The sequence below is a fragment of the Rhodobacterales bacterium HKCCA1288 genome, from assembly GCA_015693905.1.
In the GTDB taxonomy this organism is placed as follows: domain Bacteria; phylum Pseudomonadota; class Alphaproteobacteria; order Rhodobacterales; family Rhodobacteraceae; genus M30B80.
The window spans coordinates 2,277,552-2,290,551 of sequence record CP065161.1; the positions used below are offsets into that span (position 1 = coordinate 2,277,552).

Here is a 13,000-nt window from a genome sequence, read left to right on the forward strand (position 1 = left end):
CCCAAAATTTGAAAAACACTTTCCATGAATTTTGGTTAACTTCTCCGAAGCGGTGTTTTTGCCGTGGAAGGGGGGCATCTTGGGCGTTAGGGTGCGCCCATGTCTGCGTTGACCTTCTCCTCTGATCAGGCCGAGGCCTTTGATAATGTTGCCGCCATGTTGGCGGGGCATGGTGTGGACATTGAAGCTGAGACGATTACCCCAATCTCAGATGGCCAATCAGGCGTTCTGGCGATTACGGGAAAAGCGGGCTCTGGGAAAACAATGCTGTTATCGGCCTTGGTAAAAGGTCTTGAGGCCGCAGGGGTCGACCTGATCACAGGTGATTTCGAGCCGCGCCGCCGAAAAGACCGCAGGTCTGCTGCAATCCTTGCCCCCACCAATAAAGCCGCAAGCGTTTTGCGCATGCGCGGGGTGCCAGCCACAACGATCCACCGCATTCTGTATACGCCTGTTTATGACCCTGAATTTGAAAAGGTCGCAGAATGGCTGACAGGGCAGGGGGAAAGGCCGCAGATTGAAGCCCTGAGTGATGAGGCGCTCGAGCGCGCGCGCCTGACCTATGAAACCCATAAATCCGTTCCTGCAGCCTTGGCTGCAGCGGGCTTGCGTGGGTCGGATTTCATCACAGGCTGGAAACGGCGAGAGGAGCCATTGGATATCGGTCTGGTCGATGAGGCCAGCATGCTGGATGATAAGCAATTCACGGATTTGCGCGAGATATTTCCCGCGCTTGTTCTGTTCGGCGATCCCGCCCAATTGGCGCCCGTGGGGCAGTCTGGCAAAATGGTGTTCGAGCAGATCAACCAAAAAGCGGTTTTTTCCTTGGGCCGTATCCATCGCCAAGATGCAGATAACCCGATCCTTGATCTGGCCCATGCCTTGGGGGATCCCGCGCTTGAGTTCGAGCAATTTGAACGGATGATTGAACAGGCGGCCGCGCGGGATGAGCGCGTGGTTGTTTCGCCGCGCGCTGATAGTGATTTGATGGCCCGCAGCCCCGTTTTGGTTTGGCGCAATGCCACACGGGTGCGATTGATCACGGGCTTCCGATCGGTGCATGGCGCGCCCTCTGATGCGCTATTGCCAGGCGAACCTCTGATTTGTGATGGGATTGAATTGCCGCTGAAGCATCGCAAGAAGCGCATCGATCTGGAGGCGCGCGGATTGATTAAGGGGGCGCAGGTTGTCTATGTTGGGCCAGGCTCAAAACCTGGGTTTTCGCGCTTGCATGTCATAGGGGCCGAGGCGCCGCGCCTTTCGGCAGCCTCTATCGTGAAAATTGAACTGCCCGATGAGGAGGAACCATTCATCCCCTATGCCGCCCATATGGGCGCTGCGTTTTTGCACGGGGCTGCGGTGACGATCCATAAGGCACAAGGCAGCCAATGGCGCGATGTGCAGGTCTTTGCCCCTGATCTTTACGCGGCAAGCCGCATGGGCCGTGTCGAAGCGGGCCAACCATTGTGGAAACGCTTGGCCTATGTGGCGATTACGCGGGCCGAGAACCGCTTGATTTGGGTGACGCGCTATATGCTGTCAAAACCCAAAAGCCCGCTTGGGGTCGGTGATCTGGAGGTGCCAAGCGCGCCTTTGGTCTTAGATGCCCAATCAGGCGCGGATCATGCGGAATAGGGCGGAGACAAGCCACCCCACGGCAATGGCGATGAAGAGCGCCAAAAACCCGTAAAGCAACGGCTGTTCATTGGCGAGACGATAGGCTGCGCGCTCAATCCCGACTTTGCGAACGGCAATCGTGTTTTCATGTGCACTGATGACGCGCCCTTCACGGGTCAGGAAAATGCGCACCAAGTAATCTCCCTCAACCAAATTTGCGGGCAGGGCGATAGAGGTCGAAAATAGGGTGTCTTCCCGCAGATCGACACTGTTTTCATTGATCTGATAGAGGCCTTCTTCGGCGCGCAGACGGGCTAGGGCTTCGAGGAACCCACTGGCATGATCTGCGCCGCCAGCGACATTGCGAAACGCACGCGGCAGAGAGATGCTATAAAGCACATCAGACACACTGCTAATCGCGTCACGATAGGGGGCGCTGGTGGCGACAGCATAAAATGTTGGCGCAGCATCGATATGCGCAAAGGCGCGGTTGATCCAAATCCCGCCAAAGCGTTCCTTACGCCGCATTGTGACAGGGCGGCTTGGGCCTGCAACAGTCACCACGACCTCAAGGTCTGTATCGCGTGCAATGGGCGCTTCGCGCCGCACAGCACCAAAAATCAAAATTTCGGAACCAGAGAAATTGGTCGTAATCGAGATGCTGTCTTGGCTGAACCCTGCGACCACATCTTCGGCCCAGACCGGCAGAAGCGTGGTCAGATAAACTAAGACTGCGACAAGCATTCTCATCGTCCCACCCCCGCTTGGTAGGAGATGGAATAGAGCTCGGCGGGTTCGACCAAGAGATCAAAAGCCAGTTTTGCACAGACGATCAAAACGAGGCTTGCCAATAAAATCCGCAATTGCTCGGCCCGTAATTTTGTGCCGATCTGCGTCCCGATTTGCGCGCCAATCGCGCCGCCCACCAAAAGAACAATCGCCAAAACAATATCGACCGTGCGGTTCGTTGCGGCATGCATCACAGTGGCAAAGCCAGTGACAAAAATAATCTGGAACAGAGATGTGCCAACCACAACTTTGGTGGGCATTCCCAAGAGATAGATCATGACAGGCACCATGATGAACCCGCCACCGACCCCCATGATGGCCGCCAAAAGCCCGACAAACGCCCCTGCAATAAGTGGGGGGATTACCGATATATACAGCCCCGAAACACGGAATTTCATCTTGAAGGGAAGGGCATGAACCCAGTTATGTTTGCGCCGCTTGGGGGCTGTGCCATGGCGACTTTTGCGCAAGGCGCGTAGGCTTTCGACAAACATCATGCTGCCGATAATGCCCAAGAACACCACATAGGAAATCTGCACCACCAGATCGACCTGACCCATGGCGCGCAAAATCGCGAAAAGCTGCACACCTGCGCCCGCGCCGATCAAGCCGCCAATCAGCAAAACCACACCCATGCGCAAATCAACTGTGCGCCGCTTGAGATGGGCCATCACGCCTGAAACGGATGACGCCACGACCTGACTGGCGGATGTGGCAACCGCCACGGCGGGGGGGATGCCGATGAAAAACAGCAAAGGCGTGATCAAAAAGCCGCCGCCGACCCCAAACATACCTGACAATATGCCAACCAATCCGCCAATCCCGAGAATGGCAAAAGCGTCAACACTGACTTCGGCGATGGGCAGATAGATTTGCATAAGGGGGGCCGTTCATCACTCTTATCCCCTTACAGCACAGGCAGACAGTCGGGAAAAGTTAAATTTCTTTAACCATTTTTGAGATAGTGCCGCAAAAGGCTTTCGAATTTCTGCGCGCCCAAGGGGGCCATGGCCTTTGTATGGGCATGGCTGATGGCTTCATCAGACAGGCCCGCTGCCATGTTTGTGATGACCGATACCGCCGCGACCTCAAGACCTAAAAAGCGACACAAGATGACTTCGGGCACGGTCGACATTCCCACTGCATCTGCGCCAAGAATGCGGATAGCGCGAATTTCGGCGGGCGTTTCGAATGAGGGGCCAGAATACCACGCATAAACCCCCTCTGGCAGGTCGATGCCTTCGGACACCGCAGCCCTGCGCAGCGCGTCACGGATCACGGGGTTATAGGCGTCTTTCATCGGAACAAAGCGCGCATCATCCTCGACCCCGATCAACGGGTTGCGGCCCGAGAAATTGATATGATCATTGATCAGCATCACATCGCCAGGGCGGCACTCGGGCGTAAGGGAACCTGCGGCATTGGTGATCAACAGTTTCGAGCCGCCAAGCGCCTTGAATACCTCAAGAGGTAGGCGCATTGCATCAGCTTGGCCTTGTTCATAATAGTGAACACGGCCCCCGAAAATGAGAACGCGCCGCCCCTCAAGCTGACCTATCGCCAGTTGGGGCGAATGCCCTGACACGCTTGCATGGGGAAATCCCGCAAGATCGCTGTAGGGGATTTTGACCCCCTCAACCATATCGACCAAATGGCCAAGGCCCGAACCAAGGATCAGGCCGAGTTCAGGCGGTGTGTCCCCTGCGAGGGATTGTATCTGTCTGGTGAGGGCTTCAACGTTCTTTGACATAAGGCTCGCCTCCCGCGCGGGGGGGGATTGCACGCCCCACGAACCCCGCCAAAATTACAACTGTCAGAATATAGGGCAAGGCCTGCATGAATTGGACGGGGATCACGAGTCCTGCGATATCGATATTCTGATAGCGGTTGCCAACAGCATCCAGCAGGCCAAACAGGAAGCAGGCGGATAGCGCATACCATGGCCGCCATTTTGCGAAGATCAGTGCCGCCAGTGCGATAAAGCCTCGACCTGCACTCATGTCTTTGACAAAGCCCGCAGAAAGCCCAGTGGCCAGATAAGCCCCCGCAAGACCACAGAGCAGCCCGCAGATCAAAACCGCGCTGTAGCGCATCGCGGCCACAGAGATGCCCGCTGTGTCAACTGCGGCGGGGTTTTCTCCAACTGCACGCAAGCGGAGACCAAACCGCGTGGCATAAAGCAGCCACGCCGTGGCGGGAACAAGCGCTAGGGCCACATACACCAAGATCGAATGACCAGAGATCACCTCAGCATAAAGCGGGCCGAGATAGGGGATTTGTCCCAACGTTTCGGTAAAGGGCAAAGTGATTTCGCTAAAGCGCGCATTGCCCGTCAAGGAGGGCGTGCGCCCACCTTGGGCGAACCATGTCTGCGATATGACCACGGTTAGGCCTGCGGCTAGGAAATTAATCGCCACACCTGAGATCAGCTGATTGCCGCGAAAGGTGATTGACGCCAAGCCATGCAAGGCCGCCAACAGGCTAGAGGCGACAATCCCCGCCGCAAGACCAATCCAGACACTGCCTGTCACAAAGGCAATCGCTGCTGAGAAGAAAGCCGCGACCAACATTTTTCCCTCAAGGCCAATGTCGAACACGCCTGCACGCTCAGAGTAAAGCCCTGCAAGACAGGCCAAAAGGAGCGGGGTGCCAAGACGGATTGAACTGTCCAAAATTTGCAGGATCGTTGCGTAATCCATCACATATCCCCCGCTTGACGGGTGCGCGTGCGCGCAAAAAATGCCTCAAGGGGAAGACGCACCATCGTGTCCAAGGCCCCCGTGAACAAGATGACCAAGGCTTGGATGACCACGATCATTTCACGGCTGATTGCGGGGATGACGAATTCTAATTCCGATCCTCCTTGATAGAGTGCGCCAAAAAGTAAGGCCGCCAAACAGACACCAATCGGGTGAGAGCGCCCCATGAGGGCCACGGCAATCCCCACAAAGCCCGCGCCTTGCACGCTGCTGATAACCAGTCTTTCAGCCTCGCCCATAACCGAGTTAATCGCCATGAGCCCTGCAAGCGCGCCCGAGATCAGCATAGTGACGATGATAATCCGCACAGGCGAAATCCCTGCGTAAATCGCGGCCCGTTCCGAATGACCAAAGGCGCGGATCTCATAGCCAAGTCGCGTGCGCCAAATCAGAACCCACACCGCAAAAGCGGCCAAGAGTGCGACAAAGAAGGTCACATTCAACGGGGTTGAGGGGCGAAAGCCTAAAAAACCTGCGAATTGCGAGGCATTTGGCAAATGCACAGCCTCAGCAAAGCGCGCGGTTTCTGGTGCCATGGATCCAGGCACGCGGAACACATTGACCAAGAGGTAAACCAACAAAGCGGCCGCGATGAAGTTAAACATGATTGTGGTGATCACCACATGACTGCCGCGTTTGGCCTGCAACCATGCAGGGATAAGCGCCCAAACCGCGCCAAAGGCGGCGGCGGATAAGGTTGCAGCGAGCAATGCGATACTCCAATGGGGCCAAGCGACAGAGAGGCATATCACCGCCACCCCAAGCCCGCCCAATGTGGCCTGACCTTCACCGCCGATATTGAACAGGCGCGCATGAAAGGCCACCGCCACCGCAAGCCCCGTGAAGATGAAATTGGTGGCGTAGAACAGGGTATACCCCCACCCATAGGCGGAGCCCACCGCGCCTTGCACCATCACCGCCATCGCGTGAAACGGGTTTTCGCCGATTGCCGTGACCACAAGCCCTGAAACAATCAGCGCCAAAAAAATGCTGATGACAGGAACCAGAAAAATATCGGCCCATTTTGGCATGCGTTCCATCACGCGGCCCCCTTTGTGAGGCCTGCCATCAACAGGCCCAGTTCCGCCTCATCGGTTTTGGCGGCATCGCGCTCGCCCATGATTTGGCCGTCAAACATCACCGCGACCCGATCGGCAAGCCCCATGATCTCGTCCAATTCGACCGAAACCAAAAGAATGGCACAGCCCTGATCACGCAAGGCAATGATCTGACGATGGATGAATTCAATCGCCCCAATATCGACACCGCGGGTCGGCTGCCCAATCAGCAGTAGATCGGGCGTATGGGCCATCTCGCGCGCGACCACGATTTTTTGTTGATTGCCGCCCGAGAAATTGCGCGCAGGCAACATAATGTCAGGTGGACGAATATCGAATTGCGCCATTTTCTCGGCGCAATCTTTTTGGATTGCGGCATTGTCCATCAAGATTGCACCCGCCTGATAGGCCGCGCGTTCATGATAGCCAAAGGCAATATTTTCCCATGCCATAAAGGGCATAATCAGCCCTGCGGTTTGGCGATCTTCGGGGATATGGGCAATACCCATTTGCCGCCGAGCGCGGCCATTTGCAGTGGCGCCAGATAGGGGCAGAGGTGCGGATTTATAGAGGGCTGCGCCTGCGCTTGCATGGCGCATACCGCCCAGAATCTCCAAAAGCTCGGATTGGCCATTGCCTGCCACACCCGCGATCCCCAGAATTTCACCTGCGCGCAGTTCTAGGTTGATATCCTTCAGGCGCGCCACGCCGCTTGCATCCACGAAAGACAGGTTTTGCACCTCTAGCACGATGTCCTTGGGGCGCGCGGGTTCTTTTTCGACCCGCAGTAGAACTTTGCGCCCTACCATCAGTTCGGCCAAACCCTCAGGCGTGGTGTCTGCGGTTTTGACAGTGGCGGTCATCTCGCCACGGCGCATCACGCTGACAGTATCCGTAATCTCCATGATCTCGCGCAATTTATGGGTGATCAGGATGATGGTTTTCCCTTCTTCGCGAAGGCGGCCCAAAATCCGAAACAGTTGGTCTGCCTCTGCAGGGGTCAACACCCCTGTGGGCTCGTCCAAAATCAAAATATCCGCTTCGCGATACAGCTGTTTGAGAATTTCGACCCGCTGCAAATGGCCGACCGATAAATCCTCAATCACCGCATCGCCATCAACCTTGAGCCCATATGTCTCGGAAAGATCCGCCAGTGCTTTGCGGGCTTTGGCAATCGAGCCGTGCAAGAGCCCGCCTTCCTCTGCGCCAAGGATGATGTTTTCCAGAACTGTGAAATTCTCAACCAATTTGAAATGTTGGTGCACCATCCCAATACCCGCCGCGATGGCGGCTTGGCTGTCGGTGATCTCGACCGCGCGTCCATTGATGAAAATCTCACCCTGATCCGCGCGGTAGAACCCATAAAGAATGGACATCAGCGTGGATTTGCCCGCGCCATTTTCCCCCACAATCCCGTGGATCGTGCCGCGCGCAACTGTCAAAGAAATATCTTTGTTGGCCTGCACAGGCCCGAAGGATTTTGAAATCCCTCTCAATTCAATGGCGGGTGCGGAGGTCATAGGGTGTCCTTGCCTTTTGGTGCAATGCGAGAGGGGCGAAGAGGGTATGATCCGCTTCGCCCCCGCATCTGTCACGCGCAAATTGCGCGCGTGTCGTTATTGCATCTGCACGGGGCAGCTGCCGTCATCGGTGTAGTTGTGAACCGCAATTTCACCCGCGATGATCGCCTCACGCGCGGCATCAACAGCGGCCTGCATTTCAGGGGTGATCAGAGCCGCGTTATTTTCGTCCAACGCATAGCCTACGCCATCTTCGGCCAAGCCCAACACAACCAAACCTGGCTGAACGTTTTCGCCTGCGCTGAATGCGTTATAAACGGCAACGTCAACGCGCTTAAGCATCGAGGTCAGAACCGAACCAGGGTGCAGGTGGTTTTGGTTGCTGTCCACACCGATAGAGTAAACGCCAGCATCGGTTGCGGTTTGCAATACGCCCACACCTGTGCCGCCGGCGGCTGCGTAGATCACATCAGCACCACGGTCAATCTGACCACGGGTCAATTCACCACCACGCACAGGATCGTTCCACGCGTCAGGCGTGGTGCCGGTCATATTGGACAGCACCGTCACATCTGCGTTGGCAGCCACGGCACCTTGGGCATAGCCACAGGCAAAACGAGAGATCAAAGGAATGTCCATGCCACCGATAAAGCCAACAGTGCCGCTTTCCGAGGCCATGGCCGCCAACATGCCAACCAAATAGCTGCCTTCATGCTCGCGGAAAATGACTGATTGCACATTTGGGGCATCGACAACGCCATCGATGATGACGAATTTTGTGTCAGGGTATTCTGGGGCGAGAACTTCTAACACGGAACCCCATGCGAAGCCTGCCATCACGATTGGGTTGGAGCCGTTTTCCGCAAAGCGGCGCAGGGCTTGTTCGCGCTGTGCGTCATTTTGCAATTCGATTTCTTGGTAGCTGCCGCCTGTTTCGCTGGCCCATGCTTCGGCACCACCAAATGCAGCTTCGTTGAAGGAGCGGTCAAACTTGCCGCCGAGATCGAAAATCAGCGCTGGATCAGCAAAGGCACCAGTCGCGCCCAAAGCGAGGCCCGCTGCAGCGCCCATCAAAGATTTCAATGCGCGTGAGGATTTTGTCATTGTGTTACTCCTGTTGTGCAAAGCCCTATTTGCAGCTTCCAATAAGCGGCAGAAATCAATGGGGCCTGTTTATTAATTGGCACCTATAAAGCGGGGCTTGCGCGAAATGGTCAATAAGATTCGCGCAGCTATCCACCGCTTTATGGCATGTGCCTTAAATTCAGGCCTTGCCGCTTTGATCAGTAGAAAAACGTCTTTGCCAAGAGGATCGCATCACCAAATGCACCGTTTTTGTAGCGGTAATAGTTTTTGCGCAGGCCCGTCTCATCAAACCCCGCAGATGCATAGAGGGCGCGCGCGGCATGGTTGGTGCTGTCGACCTCAAGAAAGATATCTTCTACGCGCGCCTCTTGCGCATGCGCCATCAATTCCTGCAACAAAACGCGCCCAAATCCCTTACCTTGATGGCTTGGGTCAACCGCGATGGTTAGGATTTCTGCCTCAGGTGGCACGATCCGCAAAACGGCAAAGCCGTGGTCGTGATGGCAGATGGTCATGTTGCGCGCCACGAGTAGCTCTTCAAAATCTTTGCGCGTCCACGCGCCACCTCTGCTAAAGGCACGAGCGTGTAAGGCGGCCATTTGGGTGGCGGTGCGGGTCACAGCAAACGTGGCCCATAGTCGCGCGCGGGGGCTGCATCCGCCGCGCGCAAGTAAAGCGGCGCAGGGCGCGGAAACGGCATATCCGTCGCGCGTTTTGCCTCGGCAATGTGGGCGATGGCCGTGGCAATCATGACAGGTGGGGCGACATAGGTTCGCCCATAAGCATCGGCAATTTGCGGCCCCAGACTGCCTGTGACCTGCTGAGCCAGTTCACGAGCAGAGAGCGTGTTCAAGCTGACAAGCCGCGCCTCATCTGCGCGGCCCTGATCATCAAAGCTTTGCAGATAGGCCTCATCACGGCGGGCATCTTCGATCACGCTGAGCGGGCCCTTGATCCCATAACGGCGCGCCTCAAAAACAGAGACACCAATCGCAGGTCGCGCTAAGGCCAGTGCAAGACCACGGGCGGCTGAGACGGAAATGCGAAGGCCTGTGAAATTGCCCGGCCCGATGCCGACACCAATGGCACCCAAGTCTTCGGCTGTTTTGCCTGCTTCTGCGAAAATCTCATCGACCAAAGGCATCAGGCGTTCCGCCTGACCTTTCGCCATTGGTTCAAACCGCGCAGCAAGGACTGCGCCCCCGTCTACCAAAGCGGCCGCGCAATGCGCGGCCGATGTATCTATCCCTAAGCAAAGCAAGGGGGATTAGACCGTGACAGGGCGCACTTCCACCACTTCGGGGATGTAATGGCGCAACAGATTTTCAATACCCATTTTCAGGGTCAAGGTTGATGAGGGGCAGCCCGCGCAGGCCCCTTGCATATGCAGATACACCACCCCACGATCAAAGCCGTGAAAGGTAATGTCGCCGCCATCTTGCGCCACAGCAGGGCGCACACGGGTGTCGAGCAATTCTTTGATCTGACCCACGATCTCGGCATCCTCGCCGCTGTGGTCAGCATGGCCCCCTGCGGCGGGCCCCTCATCCCCCATCACGGGCGCGCCAGACTGAAAATGCTCCATAATCGCGCCAAGAAGGGCCGGCTTGATATGATCCCATTCGATTGTATCGGCCTTGGTCACAGTCACGAAATCGGTGCCAAAAAATACCGCCGTCACGCCATCAACCGCGAAAATGCGCGCGGCAAGTGGCGATTTATCCGCCGTCTCGCGCGATGGAAAATCGGCTGTGCCCATGTCCAGAACGGTTTGCCCTGGCAAAAACTTCAGCGTGGCTGGGTTCGGGGTGGATTCCGTTTGAATAAACATTGGGCTATCTCCTGCGCGCAAGCATGAGCCTGATATGATATGACACCCTCGATAAGTCAAGTTTTAGAATAGTTCTAAAACTTAGCAATCAGGTGATCTGCTCAAGCTGTTCTTTGGTCAACTCACCTGGAACAATTGTGATCGGCGCGGGCAAACTGCCGGCCTGTTTCGTCAATTGCGTGACCAATGGGCCAGGCCCACCCTTGCCCGATCCTGCCCCAAGAACCAACACACCAATATTGGGATCATCGTGAATATGGGCGAGAATTTCTTGGACAGGTTCCCCCTCACGGATGGCGAGACTGGGATCAATCCCCTGTCGGTCGCGCATCCATTTTGCAAACACTTCGAAATGTGCCTCGATCCGTTCCCGCGCTTCGGCGCGCATCAAATCGCCAATGCCGATCCAGTGTTGGAATTCCTCAGGTGGGATGATGGAGAGGATTTCAACCGCACCCTTGGTGTTGGCTGCCCGCATCGCGGCAAAGCGCATCGCGTTAAGACATTCACGCGTGTCGTCTAGAACCACCAGAAACTTGCGCATCTTTCCATCCCCTCTCACCGCGTCAAAGGATGCGCATTTGCACGCCCCATTTCAACAACAAACGCGTGATGCTTTACGAGGTCGCCTCGCTGCGTGCCCAATCCCAATAGAGATCGCGCGCTTTCAAGCTGATGGGTCCGATCTCATAGGTGATCTCGTCAAAGGCGCTGACAGGGGTGATTTTTTGCAAGTTACCCGTCAAAAACACCTCATCGGCGCGGCGGAAATCATCAAAACTGAGCACGGTTTCAACCACCGTGATGCCATTTTCGCGCATGTTTTTGATATGGCGCGCCCGTGTTATGCCTGCCAAAAATGTGCCATTTGGAATTGGCGTATAGACCACGCCATCGCGCACCATAAAGACGTTTGCGGTGGCGGTTTCCGCAACATTCCCCATCGCATCGGCCACAAGTGCGTTGTCAAAACCCTTGGTTTTCGCCTCAAGAAGCATCCGCGCATTGTTGGGGTATAGGCAGCCTGCTTTTGCGTTAACCACATTATCCGCCAAGACGGGGCGGCGGAAGGATGTGGTGGTCAGGCGCACGGTTTTCTTGGGGTCGGGCATTGGGATTTCTTCAAGGCTGATCGCAAATCCTGTTGCGCCCGCCTTTGGCAATATCCCCAATTCGCCCCCATCAAGCGCCCAATACATGGGGCGAATATATACGGCGGCATCCGCGGGATAGCGCGCCAATCCTTCCCAAATGATTTCAAACATGGCCTTCGGGCTATGGCTTGGCGTGATCATCAACGCCTCGGCAGATCTGTTGACCCTTGCGCAATGCGCCATCAAGTCTGGCGCAAGCCCGTCCACATAGCGCGCGCCGTCAAACACATTCGAGCCAAGCCAAGCGCCATGATCAGCGGCGCGGATGACAGGGATATCCCCATCATGCCACGCGCCGTTGAAATAGGTTTTTATATTGCTGCCAGTTGCCATGAGTGATCCTCCTCATGGCTACCTATAGGCTGCTTCAGCCCGTTGGGCCAGTCGCAAAGCCCAATTGATATTCCATCGCTGATGACGCGGGTTTTGGGCCAGCTTTCGGATCTTGAGCAGGCTTTGCCGCCTGTGGTGCTGCGCCCAATTTGGGCGACTGCGGTGTTCCATTCTTCGATATCGTAGTCATGTCGAACCTCCGTTTCGTGTGAACCGTCGACCGAAATCAGCCAACGGAGGTTGAGGGCGCAAAAGCGCCCTGCCTTAGGATGCGTGCAAACCTTAACAACGGTATGACAAAGAAAGTGTTAAGCGCGGCACTATTCTTGCCGCGTTTGCAAAATATACGCCGCAATGCAGCAAAAAGTCAAGCCTCCGCCAAGAGCGCCTCTAGATCAAGCGGGGCGTTGACCATCTCCAATGCGCCTGATGCATCGCGGGGCCAATCAGCAGGCGCGCGGTCGCGGTAGAGTTCAATCCCATTGCCATCGGGGTCAGAAAGATAAAGCGCCTCAGACACGCCATGATCCGCTGCCCCTTCAAGCTGCACACCTTTGGCAACCACATTCGCTAGGGCACGGCCAAGGCTTTTGCGGTCAGGATAGAGAAAAGCCACGTGGTAAAGACCAGCCGCCCGCCGCGGTGCGGGGCCAGCCCCCGCGGATTCCCACGTGTTAAGGCCAATATGGTGGTGATACCCCCCGGCCGATAGAAATGCCGCTTGGCGGCCATAGCGTTGTTTAAGCTCTAACCCCAAGACATCGCGATAAAATGCGATAGAGCGCTCAAGATCGGTGACTTTCAGATGGACATGGCCAATGGCCAAGCTGTCAGGTGCAGTATATGTCATGAT

At 56.1% G+C, this 13,000-nt stretch carries 15 protein-coding genes; 1 reads left to right on the plus strand and 14 read right to left on the minus strand.

Annotation, left to right across the window (positions count from 1 at the left end; translation table 11 throughout):
• Window positions 1-99 precede the first annotated feature (99 nt).
• Window positions 100-1,635: an AAA family ATPase gene (locus I3V23_11215; protein ID QPI85121.1), complete on the plus strand. Its 1,536-nt coding sequence runs from the start codon at window positions 100-102 to the stop codon at window positions 1,633-1,635.
• Here the strand turns inward: I3V23_11215 and I3V23_11220 are convergent.
• The 14 genes from I3V23_11220 to I3V23_11285 form a co-directional block, all read right to left on the minus strand.
• Window positions 1,612-2,361 (minus strand): TIGR02186 family protein, encoded by a 750-nt coding sequence (locus I3V23_11220; GenBank protein QPI85122.1) that lies wholly within the window; start codon window positions 2,359-2,361, stop codon window positions 1,612-1,614. The two genes, I3V23_11215 and I3V23_11220, sit on opposite strands and share 24 nt — an antisense overlap.
• Before the next feature lie 2 nt (window positions 2,362-2,363).
• Complete coding sequence (locus I3V23_11225) at window positions 2,364-3,284, minus strand: sulfite exporter TauE/SafE family protein (protein ID QPI85123.1); 921 nt, start codon at window positions 3,282-3,284, stop codon at window positions 2,364-2,366.
• 68 nt (window positions 3,285-3,352) lie between these two features.
• Complete coding sequence (locus I3V23_11230; GenBank protein QPI85124.1) at window positions 3,353-4,156, minus strand: purine-nucleoside phosphorylase; 804 nt, start codon at window positions 4,154-4,156, stop codon at window positions 3,353-3,355.
• Window positions 4,140-5,105, minus strand: coding sequence for an ABC transporter permease (locus I3V23_11235; GenBank protein ID QPI85125.1), 966 nt, complete (start codon window positions 5,103-5,105; stop codon window positions 4,140-4,142). Before I3V23_11235 ends, I3V23_11230 begins: the two co-directional genes overlap by 17 nt.
• A complete protein-coding gene (locus I3V23_11240) occupies window positions 5,105-6,205 on the minus strand; it encodes an ABC transporter permease (GenBank protein QPI85126.1) in 1,101 nt (366 codons plus the stop codon). The genes I3V23_11235 and I3V23_11240 overlap by 1 nt, the downstream gene beginning before the upstream one ends.
• The gene (locus I3V23_11245; protein QPI85127.1) at window positions 6,205-7,743 is read right to left on the minus strand and encodes an ABC transporter ATP-binding protein; all 1,539 of its coding nucleotides are present in this window, start codon (window positions 7,741-7,743) and stop codon (window positions 6,205-6,207) included. The genes I3V23_11240 and I3V23_11245 overlap by 1 nt, the downstream gene beginning before the upstream one ends.
• Window positions 7,744-7,839: 96 nt before the next feature.
• Entirely contained in the window at window positions 7,840-8,847 is a 1,008-nt protein-coding gene (locus I3V23_11250) for a BMP family ABC transporter substrate-binding protein (protein ID QPI85128.1), read from the minus strand.
• Between the two features lie 179 nt (window positions 8,848-9,026).
• On the minus strand, window positions 9,027-9,449 hold the full coding sequence (gene rimI / locus I3V23_11255; GenBank protein QPI85129.1) for a ribosomal protein S18-alanine N-acetyltransferase: 423 nt from the start codon (window positions 9,447-9,449) through the stop codon (window positions 9,027-9,029).
• Window positions 9,446-10,090, minus strand: a complete 645-nt coding sequence (gene tsaB, locus I3V23_11260; protein QPI85130.1) for a tRNA (adenosine(37)-N6)-threonylcarbamoyltransferase complex dimerization subunit type 1 TsaB — start codon at window positions 10,088-10,090, stop codon at window positions 9,446-9,448. The genes rimI and tsaB overlap by 4 nt, the downstream gene beginning before the upstream one ends.
• A 6-nt stretch (window positions 10,091-10,096) precedes the next feature.
• Window positions 10,097-10,660, minus strand: a complete 564-nt coding sequence (locus tag I3V23_11265; protein ID QPI85131.1) for a NifU family protein — start codon at window positions 10,658-10,660, stop codon at window positions 10,097-10,099.
• Window positions 10,661-10,748: 88 nt separating this feature from the next.
• Window positions 10,749-11,204: a universal stress protein gene (locus I3V23_11270; protein QPI85132.1), complete on the minus strand. Its 456-nt coding sequence runs from the start codon at window positions 11,202-11,204 to the stop codon at window positions 10,749-10,751.
• 73 nt (window positions 11,205-11,277) lie between these two features.
• Entirely contained in the window at window positions 11,278-12,147 is an 870-nt protein-coding gene (locus I3V23_11275; protein ID QPI85133.1) for a branched-chain amino acid aminotransferase, read from the minus strand.
• 34 nt (window positions 12,148-12,181) lie between these two features.
• On the minus strand, window positions 12,182-12,337 hold the full coding sequence (locus I3V23_11280) for a hypothetical protein (GenBank protein QPI85134.1): 156 nt from the start codon (window positions 12,335-12,337) through the stop codon (window positions 12,182-12,184).
• A 177-nt stretch (window positions 12,338-12,514) separates the two neighbouring features.
• Complete coding sequence (locus I3V23_11285; GenBank protein ID QPI85135.1) at window positions 12,515-12,997, minus strand: VOC family protein; 483 nt, start codon at window positions 12,995-12,997, stop codon at window positions 12,515-12,517.
• Window positions 12,998-13,000: the final 3 nt, after the last annotated feature.